Raw genomic sequence first — 17,949 nt, forward strand, 5'->3', positions numbered from 1 at the left:
TTTTGAACATGCATCATTGGCGACAATTCGCAATTTGTCTTGGTTTGTGTCTCCTGACCACCGCAACGGTCTTCGCCAAAGAATTCTCGGCGGTCCCAGTCTTTGAAGCCGGTCAGGACGGCTACAACGTCTACCGAATTCCCGCGATGATCAAAGCAGCGAATGGCGATTTGCTCGTCTTTTGCGAAGCAAGAGTCGGGGGAGATGCGAGCGAAATCGACCTTGTCCTAAAACGCTCAACCGACTCCGGCAAAACCTGGGGGCCGTTGCAAGTCGTGCAGGAAAGCAGCGACTTTCAATCGTACTTCCCACAGGATGCCAAGGTGGACATCACCATCGGCAACCCTTGCCCTGTTGTCGACCACATGGACCCGGATCATGCCGGTCGCATTTGGTTGCCGTTCAATCTGGAGAACGATCGTGTCTTCGTCACGTACAGCGACGATCACGGTCAAACGTGGGCGAAGCGGCGGGACATCACCAAAGATGTGAAACTTGAAGGTTGGGGTTGGTACGCGACCGGTCCCGTTCATGCGATTCAAATTCAACGCGGACCGCACAAAGGCCGATTGGTGGTGCCGGCGGATCATCGCATTGGCAAGCCGGGACAAGACCGTGGCGTGAACGGCGTGCAAGTCGTCATTAGTGACGATCATGGCCAAACGTGGAAACTGGGAGCCGTCGACGACAGCTACGATGACGGGCTGAACTCCAATGAAACCACCGTCGTCGAATTGAACGATGGCAGCTTGTACTTCAACACCCGGGACCAACACGGCTCCGCACCTGGCACGCGAGGCGGTACCATCAGCCGGGACGGCGGCGAGACGTTCGAGAAGTCGACCGACTCGAAACATTCCCCATTTGTGCCCGTGCTCGATCCGATCGATCCCCCCGTCGTGCAATGCGCGTTGTTGCGAGCCGCCTCCAAATTGGACGGCGACAAACAGAATTTGATTCTGTTCTCCGGCCCCGATGAAAGCGGACCGACCGGCAAAGGCCGCAGTGATATGCGAATCCGTTACAGCACCGACGAAGCCAAATCCTGGCAAGACGGCCCGCTGATCTACACCGGACCGGCGGCCTACAGCGACATGGTCAAGCTCGCTCCAAACACCTTCGGAATCGTCTTCGAATCCGACAAACCCGGCGGAAAACTCTACACACGCATTCAGTTCACGCGATTCACCACACAGGACGTGCTCGGCCAATAGACACGGTTCCAACCGAGTTTTCGCCCAGGCTGCTATGCGGCTTTCGGAAGCTGACCGGCATTGAACGGCAGGATTTCGGACTTTTCGACAATTCCGAGAGTTCTCAGCCGCCTTGAGACGGTCACAAGATCCGCCGAACGCACGGTGTTTTCGTTTTCCGGTGCCGTTAGCGCAATGACTGTGCCGGTTTCGGTGTGATGAAACGCCAGCGTTTGGTGGATTTTCGCGGGCTGTTCAAATCCCACGCGACACAGATATTGCTTCAATTCGTCGAAGCTCAGTTCACTTTGGATCACGTACGACATCGCGGAACGCTCCCTCATCCCCACAGTTCGATCAGCAACCGGAACTGTATTCTTCGGATAGATCGCGATGGACCTTAACGAACAATTTGGTTTCGGTCTTAATCTTTTTTGGCCTTAATCTTTTCCGCCGAGAGCACGGTCGAGATTGAAGCCCGCACTGATCAATGCAAGGTGTGTGAAGGCTTGCGGGAAGTTGCCGAGAGCTTCGCCACTGGCGCCGGTCTCCTCCGCGTACAAACCGAGATGGTTCGCGTAACCAAGCATCCGCTCGAACAGAAGTCGAGCTTCATCGAGTTTTTCGGGGTGCGTGTGCCCGGCGCGTGTCAACGCTTCCACCAACCAGAACGAACACATATTGAACGTGCCTTCGCCGCCTTCAAGTCCGTCAGGTGAGCGTTCCGCGTCGTAGCGGTAAACCATACCGTCGGAGACCAAACCGCCTTCATGCGGAGGCCGATTGGTCGCGTCGATGGTCGCCAACATCTTGGGATCGTTCGGAGCCATAAAGAAGACCAACGGCATGATCAAATTCGAGGCGTCGAGACAGTCGCTCTCGTAATGCTGCGTGAACGCCTGAAGTTTGGGGTTCCATCCGCGGGTGAGAATTTCTTCGTAAATTGTGTTGCGAACGGTTCGCCAATGCACCTGATCGGCTGGCAGCGAGCGTTTTTCGGCGAGTCGCAATCCCCGATCCATCGCGACCCAACACATCAGCTTGGAATACACGAAGTGCTGGCGACCGCTGCGAACTTCCCAAATCCCTTCGTCTTTACGATGCCAATTTTCGCAAAGCCAATCGAGCATGTAACGCAAATCGCACCAGGCATCGTAGGAAATTGGTTCGGCGTACTTGTTGTAAAGGTAGACCGAATCGAGCATCTCGCCGTAGATGTCGAGCTGCAACTGCGAATGAGCCCCGTTCCCAATACGGACTGGCGTGGAATTCCGGTATCCTTCCAAGTGTTCGAGCGAGGTTTCCGAAAGATCGGTTCGGCCGTCGAGACCATACACAATCTGCAATGGTCCCTCATCGTGGGCGTGCCGATACCGTTCGCGTAACCACTCCATGAACGCCTTGGCTTCCTCGGTGAATCCGAGTCGGAGAAACGCATAGACGGTGAACGCGGCGTCGCGAATCCAACAGTAACGGTAGTCCCAGTTCCGTTCGCCGCCGATTGATTCCGGCAGACTACACGTGGGAGCGGCGACCATTGCTCCGGTTGGCTCGAAGGTAAGCAGTTTCAGCGTCAGCACCGCGCGGTTCATAATGTCTCGCCATCGGCCTTTGTAGTTGGACCTCGAAAGCCAATGACGCCAGTAACTTACGGTGCGTTCGAACATTTGCTCGGCTCGTTCCTCGCTTGGGCAGTGAGCCAGCGATTCCCCCGGTTCCACGGGTCGGAGAATGAACGTCACTTCCTCGCCCTGCCGCAATGTGAACCGCCCGCGAACGCCGCCTTTGTTGGTCGGTTTCAATTCGACTTCGGTCGAGAGCCCCATCGTGAGTTTTTCGGTTTCGAACGCCGCACCGCAGTCTTCGAGAATGTGCGTTTTGTGCGTCCCACGGGCATAATCAAACGCCGGTTCGCAGAGGATTTCGAATTCCATCTCCCCCCGTGAGACCCGCACCCGTCGGACCAATTCATCGTGCCGATCGTCGACGTCCGCTGCTCCGACCGGCATGAAGTCTTGCAGTTCACCGACCCCTTCCGGCGACAGAAACCGCGTGACCAGCACGTTCGTGTCGGGCCAGTACAGTTGCTTCGTGTTATGACCGTTGTGGACGGGCGAAATCCAATACGAACCGCCTTTTTCGCTGTCCAGCAACTTGGCGAACATGCTGGGGGAATCGAAATACGGGAAGCAATACCAATCAATCGAGCCGTTGACGCCCACCAACGCCGCGGTCCGCATATTCCCGATGATGCCGTAATTCTCGATGGGTTGATAAGTCATGAGTGCCTGCTTCGCGTCGAATTCTGGTTTATTTTGGGATTCGCTACGTGCTTTGTAGTCCCGTTTGGCGGTCGGAACAAGTACACGGAATTGGTGAGTGGGTTGACCGACCCCGTCTCGGAAACGATTCTAGTAACCTACATTTCACGGATTTTCACGGTTTTTGACCGTGCGAATCTTTGAATCCACACACAATTGAATCTGGGGAGAGTCCGTATGCCACGTTGGCTGACTGTTTGTTGGGTCGGTTGTTTTTCGCTGCTTGCGACGGCTGTTCAAGCCGCTGAACCGCAGGCAACACCGATCAATTTGTTGAAGATCAAAGATGGTTTTCAGGTCGAATTGTTGTATTCGGTCCCCAAGGACAAAGAAGGGTCCTGGGTGAGTTTGTGCACCGATCCGAAAGGCCGATTAATTGTTTGCGATCAATACGGCGGGTTGTTCCGTGTGACTCCGCCGGGAATCAACAACAGCGAAGAAACAAAAATTGAGAAGATCGACGTCCCGATCGGGGAAGCCCAAGGATTGTTGTGGGCGTTCGATAGTTTGTACGTGATGGTCAATCGCGGCAAGAAATACGCCAGCGGACTGTATCGTGTTCGCGATACCGACGGTGATGATCAACTCGATTCTGTTGAAACGCTGAAAATCCTCGACGGCGGAGCCGAACACGGTCCGCATGCGGTGTTGCTCTCACCGGACAAAAAGTCGCTGCACGTCGTCTGTGGGAACCGCACGAAACAACCGAAGCTCAGTGAATCCCGTGTGCCGGAGGTGTGGGATGAAGACCTGTTGTTGCCACGGATTTACGGTCGTGGATTCATGAAGGGCACGCCCGCCCAAGGCGGATTCATCTGCCGAATCGATCCCGATGGCAAGAACTGGGAATTGGTCGCCAACGGCTTCCGCAACCAATACGACGCCGCCTTCAACAAAGATGGCGAACTCTTTGCCTACGATGCCGATATGGAATGGGACATGAACACGCCGTGGTATCGCCCGACGCGGGTGTGTCACGTGGTCAGTGGTGCCGAATTCGGTTGGCGAAACGGAGCGGGCAAATGGCCGGTTTACTATCCGGACAGCGTGCCGCCCACGATCAACATTGGCCCCGGTTCACCGACTGGCGTGACTTTCGGTTACGGTGCGAAGTTCCCCGAGAAATACCAAGAAGCCCTGTTCTGCTGCGACTGGAGTTACGGCAAACTCTACGCCGTCCATCTGACGCCGCAAGGGTCATCGTACACAGCGAACCTGGAAGAATTCATCACCGGCACACCGCTGCCGTTGACGGATATCGTCATCAACCCGCAAGACGGTGCGATGTACTTCACCATTGGCGGACGCCGCGTGCAATCAGGTTTGTATCGCGTGACGTACAAAGGGGGCGAGAAGAAGCAATCGACCGAGGAATTGGCGGCGAATCCCAAAGCCGCCGCCGATGCCCGAAAATTGCGGAAGCAACTCGAGTCGTTCCACCTCCAAGAAGACCCGCAAGCAATCGCGTTGGCATGGCCGAATCTGAGCAGTAAAGATCGTTTCCTTCGATATGCCGCACGGGTCGCAATCGAACAACAACCGCTCGATCAATGGCGTGAGAAAGCACTCGCTGAAACGAACCCACAAGCCTCTTTGGAAGCGTTGTTGGCCTTGGTGCGACAGTACCGGCGTCCGGATGCCGTTCGTCGTGATCCCGAGTTGGACACCGTCCCGCCGACCTGGACCAAACAAGACGCGAAAATGCGAGCCGCCTTCAGTGGTGAAGCAAAAGCGACTCTCAAGGACGTTCTGAAATCACTGGAACGCTTGGAGTGGGATTCACTCAGCCAGCGGCAAAAACTTCACACGTTGCGAGTGTTGGAAGTGGCATTTAGTCGTCTCGGACCGCCAACGATGAAAGATCGCAAGCAGATCATTAGCCGTTTCCGTCCGCACTTCCCGGCCAAAACTCCGGCGTTGAATTTGAAGCTGATGGAATTGCTCGTGTACTTGGAAGCCGATGACTTGGTGGAACCATCGCTGAACCTGTTGCACGCCGCTCCCACGCAGGAAGAGCAAATCGCAATTGCCAAGACACTGCGAGAACTCAACAGCGGTTGGACAACCGAGTTGGCAACTAGCTACTTCAAATGGTTCTTGGAAGCTGCGACCTACAAAGGTGGTGCGAGTTTCGATCTGTTCGTGCAGTCCATCAAGAAAGATGCCATCGCAGCGTTGGACCCGGCTACCAAAAAGAAGCTGAAACCCCTGTTGGAAGCCAAAGCGGAAGAAACTCCAGAAATCGCTGCCGAACCGCGTGAATTCGTGCGGGACTGGAAAATCACCGAGCTGCTCCCGAAAGTCGAAGCCGGACTCACCGGACGCGATTTCACACAAGGCCGAGCGATGTTCGCCGCCGGAAAGTGCTACTCGTGTCACCGTTTCAACAACGAAGGTGGAGCCATCGGTCCCGACCTGACAGCGGTTTCCGGCCGATTCAATCCACGGGACTTGCTGGAGTCGATCATCGAACCGAGCAAGACCGTCAGCGATCAATATCAAGCCATGAAGTTCCTGATGGATGATGGCAAGGTCATCGTGGGGCGAATCGTCAACTTGAGTGGCGACACCTTCCGCGTCAATACGGACATGCTCAATCCGAACGACTTGCAAGGCGTCGATCGCAACAAGATCGAAATCATGGAACCGGCTACCACGTCGATGATGCCCAAAGGTTTGCTCAACACACTGAGCGAAGACGAGGCACTCGACTTGATTGCCTATCTCCTCTCACGGGGCAATCCGGACAGCCCAATGTTCAAGTGATGAGATTCGTGATTTGAATCTGAGATTTTGAGGGAGAATCCATGAACGTCATGGGTTCTCCCATTTTTTTTACTCGAACAAATTTCCGCAGACGTGACGTTTGCTGATTCGTGGCGTTACCCCGCGAGTCCCAACACTTCTTTGGGACCGTGATGCAGCAGTTGGTGCAGCTGTTCTTCACCGACAGTCGCCTCGATGGCATTCAATCCCCGCAAACGCTCGTCGAGTGCATGCGTGCCGTGAAGATCGCTGGCAATGATCCGATACCGATCGGACTTGAGCAATTCCATCCCGCGAGCCAGCGCCAGACTGCCCTCGTAACCGGCGAGGCAACGCAAGTTCCCTTGCAGCCACACCCCCAGCGTTTCCAAGCGATCAATCACCGCTTGCCATTCCTCATCGTTGAAGTCCATCCGCTCGGGATGTGCCAAAACCGGCTGAAACCCTTCGGATTGCAAGTATTCGATGGTTTCCCATCCGCAATCCGGCCAATGCCGCCCGAAATAGTCGACCAACACGCAGCGTCCTGGCCCAATCGTCGGTATGCCATGCCGTTCGAGATCGGCGATGCAATGGTCGGAAATTCGCACTTCGCCACCGGTCCAGAGTTGGTACCCCGGCACCTCACGTTCCACAATTGTCGACCACCGCTGAAGTTGTTCCTCAATAAACGCAGGCGTGTTCTCAAGGAACGAGGAGACGCACACATGAGGCGTGCACACCGAACCCACGAACCCCGCAGCTTGTATTTGCTTCAGACACGCGATCGTTTCCTCGATGCGTTCGCATCCATCATCGATCCCGGGAAGCAAATGGGAATGCAAATCGAAAAAATTTCGCTCGGGCACACCGCTCTCCGTTGGGGTGAATTCAATCCATAGGAACGCTCTACTTCTCCTGTAGCGAACTGAACCGATCAGGAAAAGGGTATCGACAAAGTTCCCAGATTTGCAGGGCCCTCCAGTTCTTCACAACTTGCCCGTTAAACCGTTACGACTGTTAAAGTTCCTTTAGCCTACTAACCGATTCGAGAGTAACGACTGATTCATTGAGTCGTGTTTCGGGTCGTGCAAACACACGTTTTGCGAATTTGGGGCGGGGACAAAGAATGAGCAATCGACGAGCGAAGCGAACTTTCGTGCTCGCGGTGACGGCTGTTCTCGGGTCGTTTGTGACATCGGGATGCAATCGCTACGAGTATCGGCAAGAGGCCGACGACGAAGCTTATTGCCTCATCCATGAGAAAGACAACGACCCTCGATGGGACTCGCCAGGGTTCACCATCGAGATGGACCCACGAAGTCGGTACTACGACGTCTACGACGAAGTCGAACCGCCGATGCCACCGGACGATCCGGTGTCGCATACCTTCATGCATCACGTCGACGGCATGGACCATTGGCCATATTGGCACCAGTTCGGCGATCGGCCCGATTTGGAAAATCCGTTCTGGAAAGAAGAACTCAGAGCGTCTCACAAAATCACTGACGAAGGCAAAGTCCGCTTGGCTTTGGAAGATGCCATCAAGCTGGCATTGATTCACTCGCCGGACTACCAGCAACAATTCGAAACGGTTTACTTGTCCGCGCTCGACGTCAGCACGGAACGATTCCGATTCGATGTGCAGTTCTTCGGAAGTTTCGATCCAGCGTTTACAACGGTCGGTGAAGAACGCGCGAACGTGTTCCGATCTGTGCCCCCGCGAACCGGCAACATCTTCACACCGGCACGTGACGGCAGCAACCAAGTCTCGCTCGATTCCGGTCTGCGAGCCGAACGACAACTCTCGACCGCTGGTGAAGTTCTTGTCGGATTCGCCAACTCGACGGTGTGGGAATTCGTTGGTCCGAACCGTGGATTTACGACCTCGCTTCTCAACTTCAGCTTGGTGCAACCACTCCTGAGAAACGGTGGCCGAGCATTTGCGTTGGAACAATTGACGATCGCCGAGCGGGCGTTGCTCGCGAACTTGCGAGCATTGGAACGGTACCGTCATGGTTTTTACACCAACTTGGCAATTGGGAACTCCGGGGTTAGCGGACCAAGTCGACGCGGTGGTTTCTTCGGCGGCACCGGTTTGACCGGGTTCACCGGTCAAGGGAGCGGCGGTTTCGGGGGTGTCGGCGATGCCACCGGATTCGGTCGCGGCTTCGGCGGCGGCACCGGCGGAACGGGTGGCGGCAGCGGAACCACTGGGTTCGCCGGGGGTGGTGCCGGAACGCTCGGCGGATTCCTCGGTCTGCTGCAACAGCTGCAACAAATCCGCAACAGTGAGCAAAGTCTCGAAGCCCAACTTGGCACACTGGAATTGCTTGAGGCCGCGTTGGATGCCGGTCTCATCGACATCGCTCAGGTTGACCAGTTTCGACAAAGCATCGAAACCGAACGGGCCACCCTGCTCCAAGCACAGAACAACTATCTAGATTCGTTGGAAGGCTTCCTCACGGGTAGACTCGGCCTGCCTCCCGACACCCCGGTGGAACTCGACGACGAAATGCTCGAACCGTTTCAATTTGTCGGCGACGACATGATCGAACTGCAAAACGCATTGTCCGAACTCGCCGGTGACTTCGGGGATATCGCAGACGAACCCACCGCCGAAACGTTGACGGAATACATCGAAAGAACTGTTGATCTCTCCGGGAATATCGAAGCCCTGATCCAGCAAACTCGTGATGAGTTGGACGAACTCGAATCCAGTGCCTTGGCTCGATTGAATACCATGACTGAAGCCGAGCAAGGACTGTTCAATACGGATCGTCGGCGTTTGAAAGAAGCCTTCGAAAACTTGCGGACAGAATACGCGCGGCTGGAATCCGCACTCGAAGCGTTGCCGAAAGGGCTCGAACGTGACGGTGTGAAGCCATCGCGAAACAAATTGGTGCAAATCCAGACCGATCTCGAAAACGTCGTTGGCGAACTCTCGCTGATTCACGGACGGGCACGGTTGGAGACCATTACGGTCGATCCGGTGAACCTCGATCCGCACCACGCCTTGGAAATCGCACGACGCTACCGCCTGGACTGGATGAACAACCGAGCCGCTCTCGTGGATACCTGGCGGCTGATCGAGTTCAACGCCATTGCTCTCAAGTCCGACATCACCGTGCGGTTTGAAGGCGATCTGCAAACACTCGGTGGCGATAACCCGCTGAAATTCCGCGACGACACCGGCACCCTCCGAGCCGGACTCGAATTCGACCCGCCGTTCACACGGCTTGTCGAACGCAACAACTTCCGTCAGCAATTGATCGAATACCAACAATCGCGACGCCAGCTCATTCAGTACGAAGACAACGTGCACCAAACGCTTCGGCAACTCTTGCGACAACTCAACGAGTTGGAAATCAACTTGGAAATTCAACGCCGAGCCGTCGCCATTGCGATTCGCCGAGTCGACCAGACACGGGAAATCCTCAACCAACCGGCTCCACCCGCTGGTCCGGATGGAGCGGCTACGAGTCGGGGATTCGGACCGACGGCGGCACTCAACCTGCTCACTGCTCTCTCCGACTTGCGAAGCACGCAGAATAACTTTCTCTCAGTTTGGCTGAACCATTACGCCACGCGGATGGTACTGATGAGGGAGTTGGGCTTGATGCGAGTCGACGAAAACAACATCTGGATCGACGAACCACTCGACCTCGCGATTGCGACGGCTGAAAGTTACGTCTGTGACGAGCTTCCGCCGGAAGTGATCGGCACCTGGTTGGAACCGGTTCCGAAACCGGGCGTGAATCGGCCGGACGCACAAACCGCTCCGGCACCGGCACCGGCTCCGCTGAGTGAAGAAGACGAGGATGACGACAACACGCGATCGGTGCCACCAACACTTCCGATGCCGAACACGCTGCAACCAGCACCGGCGGAAACGATTCAGAACATCCGACCGATTCACTTCGAAGAACCGGCGAGCCCATCGCCGGAATCGATTCGTCACTTTCCGCGGTCACGGTTCGGAACCAACCGTTAGGAATCCGAACCTTGGTTCCGGCTTGGCCTCGGTATATACTTCCCATCGCGTGGCCGAGACTGTGAATTCGGCCACGCGACACGGAACCATAATCCATCGTCAGGCACCGCCTGACCTACTTGCGGAAGCGTTTTGAACGTATAATCCGACGATGAGTAAATCCAAGAAGAAAAAGAAGCAGTCGGCAAGCGACGATCCCAACAACCGCACCGTCACCCGCAATCGCAAAGCGAGACACGAGTACGAAATTCTTGAAGACCTCGAATGCGGCGTTGTTTTGCAAGGCAGCGAAGTCAAAAGCATTCGCAACGGGAAGGTGTCGATCGAGGAAGCTTACGGGCGAGTTCGTGATGGAGAGTTGTGGCTCGTCGGTGCGGATATTGCCGAGTATCCGCAGGCGAACGTGATGAATCACGAACCGAAACGCTCACGGAAGCTGTTACTTCACCGTCGGGAATTACGTAAGTTCGCCGAGTCCGCCGATCAAACCGGCCTCACGATCGTGCCGCTCGCGTTGTACTTCAAGAACGGCCGCATCAAAGTACAAATGGCCGTCGGTCGTGGTCGCAAAATGCACGACAAACGCGACAAACTCAAAAAGCAATCCGACCGCCGTGAAATGCGTGGAGCGATGATGAAACACCAGTGAGGTGTGATGGCATGAGTGAGGATAACTCAACCACGACGGCATGGACGATGGCGGCGGAAGTCGTTCTCCTGCTATTCACATCGTTCATGGCTATGGTGTCAGCGATCAACGCCCAACCCGACGGCCTTGGTTTTGGACCGCTGCAGTTCGGTTTATATCTCTTGGTTGTACCGTCGGGAGCTCTTGGGATCGTCTGGTGTATATTGGGAATGGTCTTGCAACACAGGCAGCTTCCTGTACTGGTTCGCTACTTCGTTTTCATTCCATTTTTCGCGTTGGCCTTGTATCTCGGAAACTGGGTTGCCGCTGCGATCAATTTTTAGTGAGGTCGGCTGGGACAAGCCCCAGCATCATCCGCACGCAACGTGCTGGGTCACGACCCAGCCTACAGCTCGCTGATCTTGATCAACACTTTCCCACCGCGACCTCGCTCCTCGGAAACTCGGACGGCTTCGGCGACGTCTTCCAGCGGGAACACATGACCGACTTCGGACGTTAACACGCCGTTCGAAATCAACTTCGCAACCTTCCGTACGGTGTTGATCCGACCAAGCAGGCCTTGTGCGTCCATCCAACGGGCGAGCCAAAAGCCTTCAATTCGCGTTTCCGTGCCAATGAGATGACGCGGTGAAAATACGGCGTCTTCTCCGGACAGCGTGCCGAAGCAGAGCAACCGTCCGCCGACCCCCAAACATCGCACGACCGCCGTTGCCGTCGTTCCACCAACGGGGTCGATGGCGTACTTCACTCCCTGGCCATCGGTGATCTTTGCGACTGCATCACGCAGTTGATCCGGTTCGTGATCGGCACCATCGAAGACTACGCACTCATTGGCACCGGCGTTTCGAAGTTGCTCCGCTTGCTCCTCCCGTCGCACCACGCACAATGTGCGAAACCCCAGGTGTTCGCCGAGTCGAATGACCATCTGCCCCAATGCGGAACCGGCGGCGGTTTGCAGGAGCCACTCGCCTTTGGGAACCGCCAAGACTTCCTGCGTCATCACGTAAGCGGTGGTCGGGTTGACGAAGAACATCGCCGCCTGTTCCCAAGGAATGCTGCTCGAAAGCGGCACGGCTTGCCGAGCGGGAATCACCACCTGTTCGGCCCAGTTCCCGCCCTGCTTGTTAAGCACCGCAATGCGTCGGCCTTTCAATAATTTGCCGAGAACTCCGCTGCCGTCTTCGACAATCCCGACGCCTTCGTAACCGGGCGTCGCAGGCAATTCCGGTTCGATGCCGTAACCACCACGCACGGTCATCAAGTCCGAGGGGTTCACCGGCACACCGATCATCCGCACGCGAACGTGCCCGGATTGCAATTCGGGCGGTGAGACATCTTCACACGTTAGCACTTCACTGGGTTCGCCGAACTTATGGAATACCGCCGCCCGCATAGTTTGTCCTTGATGATGTGATGAGGGGTGATGTGAAACGTCGTTACACCAAGCCGCGTTTTTTGCGGAGGGCCCATTCCAACGTGAGTAGCCCGACGAATGCCAACAGGAACCACCAGTTGTCCCAAAGTCGAGTGGACTGCACTTGCTCGGCGAGACTTTGCGGCGGATTGGCGATGAGGTCTTGAAGGTATCCCGGCAGTTCTTCCGGCGTGAGGAACCGTCCACCGGTAGTTTGGCTGATCTCCCGCAACAACTCCGGATTGGCCGACGGATTGTCGAGTTCCAAGTCACGGGATTCGACGAGATACCGCGTCCAAGCATCGGGACCAAGCGATTGCCCGTCCTTCTCGGCGCTGACACGGACCCAATGATCGCCGGACGGTGAAGTCTCGCGAACTGTGGCCGTGTGGGTGTCCGCCGTTCGTCGGGGTGTAACTTTTCGTTCGGTGGTGTTGCCGTCTTCGTCTGCGGGTGGCAATACGCGGACCGTGAAACTAGCATCGGGAATGGGTTCACCGGTCGCGGTGCGAGCACCGAATTCCAATTCCACCGGTTGACCCGGAAACACCCGACGCGCTCGCGACATGGCCCAAACTGGTTGGTCGGCATCGAGTTCTTTGTGCGTGAGATACAACAGCATTTGACGCCAGAACTGTTGATGCGGTTCCTCCTCGCCAGCCATGACCCACTGCCAAGTCGTGTCGCCGGCGAAGGTCATCACACGAGCCCCACCCACATCCTGCGTGAACAACAGCGGAATCCCGGCTCGGGGATAATCCGGATTTGTCGCAGCCAGCACCTGCACTGCGGCGTTTTTCTCGCGAAGTCGGTTGCCACTCTGAAGTGCCGGGAGTTTCGCCCAGGCCCTTTGAGAGTCCGCCGCCCCCAACCGCATCACGAAGTGATTGACGCCCTCGCGGGTCGGACGCATCGGCAAATCTTCGAGGTAGTGAGCCGCATCGGTATCGGCTCGCAGGTCCACCGGCAACAACGGTTCCAACGCGGACCCCGCGTAACCACCCGGTCCAAGCGTGTTGAATCCGCCGAGCATCAGCAAACCGGCTCCGCTACGAACACGGTCGGCGAGTTGCTGAAGATTCTCGTCACCGAAGACTTCGCGAGGAACATCGCCAATGATGTAGGCGTCGTAATTCTCGGCACCTTGGTCTTGGAAAATCGTGGGATCGAGTTTGTTTTGATTGGAAAACGGCGTTGGTCGGATCGCGAAAAAGTCGATGTCGATTTTCTTCGACGACCCGGCCAGCCGAATGTATTTCTGCTCCCAATACGGTTTGTCGAAGTAAGCGATTTTCAGTCCGCCCTTGCTGACGTTGATGATCGTCGCCCGCTGGTTATTCGTGGTTTTCAATTCGCCTTCGAGTTCCTCGACTTGCACGGCGAGCTTGTACTCCCCGGCTTGGGGCGGCACGAACGAAAGTTCAAACGGGATCATCTCCGCGTTGCTGCGTGGTTTGAGTTGCATCACCGGACGCGAAGTACTGGTCGCGGGGATCTCTTTGAGTTCGCCGGTCTCTCCCGGTTGTTTGCCACTGCGGTCTTCGAGGAGCACCCGGACTGTCAACGTCCGTCCCGCCGCTCCGGTCGTGCGAATCCGTCCTGTCACCGGCACGGTGGTTTTGACAAAGACTTCACTAGCAACATTGACCTCCTCCACCGCCAAGTCCGAGGCACCTTCGAGCACTTCGCTTCCGAAACCAATCGTCGAAACCGGAACCCGCCGCACCGGATGCCCAGCGATCTGTTCGGCAATCCGGCGTGGGTCCACATCGTTGGGCGGTAGTGCCCGTTGCGTGCCATCACTGAGGACAAGAATCGCCGCGAGGTCTTCCCGATCGACTGTGTTCAACGCCTCTTCTAAAACATAGCCGATTGCGGTCTGTTGGCCCTTGGCATCGGTGGTGACGGTCTCAGTCGGTTGAAGGTTCTCGGCGAAATCGAAGAACCGGACATCGACAATTTCTTCCAGGTTCGTGAACAGACCATCGACGCTCTGCAACGTCTGCTGAACCGACTCCCGTCGCGACGCCCCCCCCGCGATGTCACGGGTTTGCATGCTGCGACTGGCATCACTGAGCACAAGCATCACATGACGCTCGTCATCGTCATTGTCATCTTGTTGCCGCAACTCCGGACGGAACATCGCCAGAATCAACACCAATGCCACGAGCAACCGCAAACTGAGTAGCGATCGTCGCCAGAGCGGGGGCAGATGCCGAATTCGCGGCGGATAGGTCCGCAGCACTAACGCGATCAGTCCGACGGCTGTCAGCAGAACACTCGACCAAGACCAAATCGGATTGAAGTGCAACGTCATGAGGGCTTCGGTGATTCCGGTTCGCGATGATGATTGAAACGGTCGGGTACATCTTGACGCACTCGACGGCTTGATTCAAAAATTCCTAACGGAAATGGTTTAACCTTCGGTTTGCAAATCGCCACCATAGAATCGATTCGCGACGAGATGCTCAAGACAAAACACAAGGATCACAATCGTCAGGACGTGCGGATAGAGTTCCTGCCCCAACCGACCGACCGTGATCATCCGCTCCAAGTCTTCAAAGTTCGTGCCAATCCGGTAACCATCTTCGCCGAAGAACGTGGCCAACTCTTCAGACGTGAGTTTTGTTAGGTCACTTTCTTCGCTGCGTCGGTTGATGCTGAAACCGGTGCGAAATTTCGACTCCGGTTCTGAACTCAGAACGGTGTAGGAACCGACGACATCGGTGTCGGGCACGATGAGCCAATTCTCGTCACCTTCGACAGGCACGACCGACTGTGCACCATCCGGCTTGCGAAGAATGTATTCCGAAAGCGTCACGCCGTCCGGTAACGGTAGCACGATTTCCTCACCAGCCGTTCCGTTGACTTCGACCGTGTCGCCAGCGTTGAGGTACTGCATCATTTCATGAGCGAACACGAGAAACTGCCAACTTGGTTGGGCGATGTTGCTCCATCCTCGCGGCGTGATGGCGGTCGTCAACATCACAGTTTTCCCGGCAACGTGCGGTCGACTCAGCAAGGCGGGGATCGCGGGGCGACCGAGATCGGTGCGGGTATACGAGGTGAGCACCACCGCTTCTTCATGCGGTTCCACACTCCAACACTTTTCCACATACCGCGACGACAATCCGGTGACACCATCGAGTTCAAATAACCGATCCAAAATCGGATGTCCCGCACGATCGAGAGCCAACGATTCCGGTGGATCGAATTGATGAATCACGGAGAGTTCCGCAGGCAGGAATTCCTGAGCCGTCACGGAATTCCAAGAAACGGAATCCTCGACGTTTCGCATTCCCAAAAACGCTGCCATGCCGCCGCCGCGTCGCACGAACTCCTCTAACGCTCGCCACGACGGTTCGGGAAAACCGGGCACATGCACCAAGCAAACGACATCGTATTGGCCCAGATCATCGCGATGCGAATTCAACCAATCCGCTTGAAACTGATCGACTTGAAACGGTGCTTGGCCCAACTCCGCCAACCGCGACGGTGCGAGTGCTTCCTGAAGGTAATCGCCCTCCCCGTCTCTTCCGGAAAGAATCAACACTCGCGGCGGCGGTTGAACTCGCACGGTGAAGTGGCGTTCGTTGTCGGCATCGAGTGGGTCGCCGGTCGTCACCATCACACGTCCTTGGAGATACGCCCCAGAAAGGTCGTCCAACTGAAACGACTCCACAACGGCTTCGCCGGGTGTAATGGTCACACTGCGTTTGCGTTTGGTCGCCTCCTCACCGCCGGGAGCGGTCGTGCGAATTTCCACAGTGCGGGACTGCGGTTGTCGCCCGTCCGCTTTCATCGTGACATCCACAGTCAACGACTCCCCACCAGATAGCGTCTCGTCGGAAAGTTCCAGTTTCGAGACCGCGACGTTCACCGGATCGGCCACGCTGACATCAATCAAATAGACATGCACAAACGGCAGGCGTTGCAACTCCGCTTTGAGCTGTTCGGCTCCTGACGTTTGCCAACCGGAAGCGGCCACGTCGGTAAACAGATAAATCTCCCGCAAATACCGATCAGACTGCGAAGCGGCATCTGCTTCCATCGCCGGAGTCGCAACCGATTCCAATAATCGCCCCCGATCCGACTCTTGTGCCAACGCCGCCGCACGAACACGTTCATTCAGCGGAACACTGACTGCTCGCGGCGTCAGCATGTTGAGATCATCTTTGGCGACAACCAAATCGTCTCGAAAAACCAGCGGCTCCTCGTTTTGGGAACTTGTCACGGCAACGCGACTGCCCCGTGGAAGTTCTTCGAGGTAATCCGCCGCCGCCGTTTGAGCCGCTTCCAACCGGGTTTCCCCTTTGAAGCGGTAACGCATGCTGTCGCTGGTGTCAAAGATGAACACAGCGGCGACCGGGAGATTGTCTTTGAGTTCCGCCACCGGGGCATCGACTTCGGCGGCAATTCGCCGTTGGTATGGCCATGCGACCAGCAACGCAAACAGAATGAGTGCCATCGTCCCCACACCGCCACGCAATACGGAGCGACGGTACACAAACGTCTGCGGTGGCAGCCGTTGACTTTGCCATCGCCGTACGAAAAACAGATACACTCCGGCCGCAAGCAACACAATCCCCGCCAGCACAGCGGCTTCAGTCATCGTCAGACTGTAATTCGCTGCCGGCAATGATGGCCGTGCAATCGCCAACACCAACAATGCGATCACCAAAACTCGCAGCAAGAGCAACCACAAATGCCGAAGCTGCAAACGCCGAACGGTTTGTTTGCGACGATTCTGCAGCAATCGCAATGCCGGAAAGGGCAACCGCTTCGGCTGACTCTTGAGCAGAAAGTGCAGCACGATCGGCACGGCAATAAACGCCACCCCCGCGAGCAATCCAGGATTCAAGAACAGATTAGGACTAAAAAACGACATGGTTTCCGTCTTGTTCGCATGCGTCCATTGGGCGTTGCTAAAGTGAGGAGTCTCCGTCCTCCACGGAAATCTCGTGGATTTGCTGAATCAACGCACCAGTCTCCTCAACGTGTTGATTATACTCAAACGAATCGTTTGCCGAACCCGTGCATGAAAAACTTCCCACAACTTTGAATATCGACCACACCATGAAAACCGGATTGCTTGCCCTTTGCGTTGTCGTCAGTTGGGCCGACGTCAGCATTGCGGACCGTTTTGTTTTTACCGCGAGAGTTGAAAAACAGGAGTATTGTCCGGTTTACACCAGTCGCCGTGTGTTTCCCGGTAGTCGTGTCGAGCGGTATCAGGGCATCAAAATTTATTTCAGCAGTGACGATGCAGCTCGAAGGTTTCTTCGCGACACGCATTCTTACTTGGACAAGAAAACCTTGCCGCAACTCAAGGGATTGAACCTTCCCGTGCGGCCATTGAAACAGCAATTCTGCCCGATCAATCCCACGCGACGTGTGTCGATTCTCGATCCAGTCGTCATTTACGATCACCATCAAATCCATCTGTTCGATCAGCATTCCGTACGGGTCTGGAATCGTAATCCCGACAAATACGCCGACCCGGAAATCCTGGTGCAACTCAAGAAAGAACCTTCCGTCCAAAGCGAGACGAGCGAGGACGATGCCACCGATTCTCCATAAAATCAAATGAACCCTTGCAATCCCTATGATCAACATATCGAAAAAAACCGGGT

The 17,949-nt window shown here is 55.9% G+C and carries 12 protein-coding genes; 6 read left to right on the top strand and 6 right to left on the bottom strand.

Annotated elements, in window-relative coordinates; translation table 11 throughout:
- Nucleotides 1-8: 8 nt before the first annotated feature.
- Nucleotides 9-1,214 (top strand): sialidase family protein, encoded by a 1,206-nt coding sequence (locus G6R38_RS17345; protein WP_166828711.1) that lies wholly within the window; start codon nt 9-11, stop codon nt 1,212-1,214.
- 32 nt (nt 1,215-1,246) lie between these two features.
- Here the strand turns inward: G6R38_RS17345 and G6R38_RS17350 are convergent, their stop codons facing one another.
- Together G6R38_RS17350 and G6R38_RS17355 are read right to left on the bottom strand one after the other, a co-directional pair.
- A complete protein-coding gene (locus G6R38_RS17350) occupies nt 1,247-1,519 on the bottom strand; it encodes a hypothetical protein (protein ID WP_166828714.1) in 273 nt (90 codons plus the stop codon).
- A 114-nt stretch (nt 1,520-1,633) separates the two neighbouring features.
- Nucleotides 1,634-3,475 (bottom strand): glycoside hydrolase family 15 protein, encoded by a 1,842-nt coding sequence (locus tag G6R38_RS17355; protein WP_166828717.1) that lies wholly within the window; start codon nt 3,473-3,475, stop codon nt 1,634-1,636.
- A 216-nt stretch (nt 3,476-3,691) separates the two neighbouring features.
- Between G6R38_RS17355 and G6R38_RS17360 the strand changes: the two genes are divergently transcribed.
- Nucleotides 3,692-6,280: a c-type cytochrome gene (locus G6R38_RS17360; RefSeq protein ID WP_166828720.1), complete on the top strand. Its 2,589-nt coding sequence runs from the start codon at nt 3,692-3,694 to the stop codon at nt 6,278-6,280.
- A 116-nt stretch (nt 6,281-6,396) separates the two neighbouring features.
- Here the strand turns inward: G6R38_RS17360 and G6R38_RS17365 are convergent, their stop codons facing one another.
- Nucleotides 6,397-7,128: a CpsB/CapC family capsule biosynthesis tyrosine phosphatase gene (locus G6R38_RS17365; RefSeq protein WP_166828724.1), complete on the bottom strand. Its 732-nt coding sequence runs from the start codon at nt 7,126-7,128 to the stop codon at nt 6,397-6,399.
- Between the two features lie 260 nt (nt 7,129-7,388).
- Between G6R38_RS17365 and G6R38_RS17370 the strand changes: the two genes are divergently transcribed.
- The 3 genes from G6R38_RS17370 to G6R38_RS17380 all read left to right on the top strand — a co-directional run bounded on the left by G6R38_RS17370 (nt 7,389) and on the right by G6R38_RS17380 (nt 11,225).
- Complete coding sequence (locus tag G6R38_RS17370) at nt 7,389-10,253, top strand: TolC family protein (RefSeq protein WP_166828727.1); 2,865 nt, start codon at nt 7,389-7,391, stop codon at nt 10,251-10,253.
- 151 nt (nt 10,254-10,404) lie between these two features.
- Nucleotides 10,405-10,902 (top strand): SsrA-binding protein SmpB, encoded by a 498-nt coding sequence (smpB, locus tag G6R38_RS17375; RefSeq protein ID WP_166828730.1) that lies wholly within the window; start codon nt 10,405-10,407, stop codon nt 10,900-10,902.
- Between the two features lie 11 nt (nt 10,903-10,913).
- Nucleotides 10,914-11,225: a hypothetical protein gene (locus G6R38_RS17380; RefSeq protein WP_166828733.1), complete on the top strand. Its 312-nt coding sequence runs from the start codon at nt 10,914-10,916 to the stop codon at nt 11,223-11,225.
- 62 nt (nt 11,226-11,287) lie between these two features.
- Here the strand turns inward: G6R38_RS17380 and G6R38_RS17385 are convergent, their stop codons facing one another.
- From G6R38_RS17385 to G6R38_RS17395, 3 genes are all read right to left on the bottom strand, one after another.
- Nucleotides 11,288-12,295, bottom strand: a complete 1,008-nt coding sequence (locus G6R38_RS17385) for a zinc-dependent alcohol dehydrogenase family protein (RefSeq protein ID WP_166828736.1) — start codon at nt 12,293-12,295, stop codon at nt 11,288-11,290.
- Between the two features lie 43 nt (nt 12,296-12,338).
- Nucleotides 12,339-14,633: a hypothetical protein gene (locus tag G6R38_RS17390; RefSeq protein ID WP_166828739.1), complete on the bottom strand. Its 2,295-nt coding sequence runs from the start codon at nt 14,631-14,633 to the stop codon at nt 12,339-12,341.
- A 99-nt stretch (nt 14,634-14,732) separates the two neighbouring features.
- Complete coding sequence (locus tag G6R38_RS17395; protein ID WP_166828742.1) at nt 14,733-17,204, bottom strand: vWA domain-containing protein; 2,472 nt, start codon at nt 17,202-17,204, stop codon at nt 14,733-14,735.
- Nucleotides 17,205-17,392: 188 nt separating this feature from the next.
- On the opposite strand from G6R38_RS17395, the gene G6R38_RS17400 reads away from it, so the two are divergent.
- Entirely contained in the window at nt 17,393-17,896 is a 504-nt protein-coding gene (locus G6R38_RS17400) for a hypothetical protein (RefSeq protein WP_166828745.1), read from the top strand.
- Nucleotides 17,897-17,949: the final 53 nt, after the last annotated feature.

This window comes from Thalassoroseus pseudoceratinae (assembly GCF_011634775.1).
Classification (GTDB): domain Bacteria; phylum Planctomycetota; class Planctomycetia; order Planctomycetales; family Planctomycetaceae; genus Thalassoroseus; species Thalassoroseus pseudoceratinae.

Coding starts and splice junctions, on each gene's coding strand:
- G6R38_RS17345 (WP_166828711.1), top strand. CDS start 9: ATGCATCATTGGCGACAATTCGCAATTTGTCTTGGTTTGTGTCTCCTG.
- G6R38_RS17350 (WP_166828714.1), bottom strand. CDS start 1,519: ATGTCGTACGTGATCCAAAGTGAACTGAGCTTCGACGAATTGAAGCAA.
- G6R38_RS17355 (WP_166828717.1), bottom strand. CDS start 3,475: ATGACTTATCAACCCATCGAGAATTACGGCATCATCGGGAATATGCGG.
- G6R38_RS17360 (WP_166828720.1), top strand. CDS start 3,692: ATGCCACGTTGGCTGACTGTTTGTTGGGTCGGTTGTTTTTCGCTGCTT.
- G6R38_RS17370 (WP_166828727.1), top strand. CDS start 7,389: ATGAGCAATCGACGAGCGAAGCGAACTTTCGTGCTCGCGGTGACGGCT.
- smpB (WP_166828730.1), top strand. CDS start 10,405: ATGAGTAAATCCAAGAAGAAAAAGAAGCAGTCGGCAAGCGACGATCCC.
- G6R38_RS17380 (WP_166828733.1), top strand. CDS start 10,914: ATGAGTGAGGATAACTCAACCACGACGGCATGGACGATGGCGGCGGAA.
- G6R38_RS17385 (WP_166828736.1), bottom strand. CDS start 12,295: ATGCGGGCGGCGGTATTCCATAAGTTCGGCGAACCCAGTGAAGTGCTA.
- G6R38_RS17390 (WP_166828739.1), bottom strand. CDS start 14,633: ATGACGTTGCACTTCAATCCGATTTGGTCTTGGTCGAGTGTTCTGCTG.
- G6R38_RS17395 (WP_166828742.1), bottom strand. CDS start 17,204: ATGTCGTTTTTTAGTCCTAATCTGTTCTTGAATCCTGGATTGCTCGCG.
- G6R38_RS17400 (WP_166828745.1), top strand. CDS start 17,393: ATGAAAACCGGATTGCTTGCCCTTTGCGTTGTCGTCAGTTGGGCCGAC.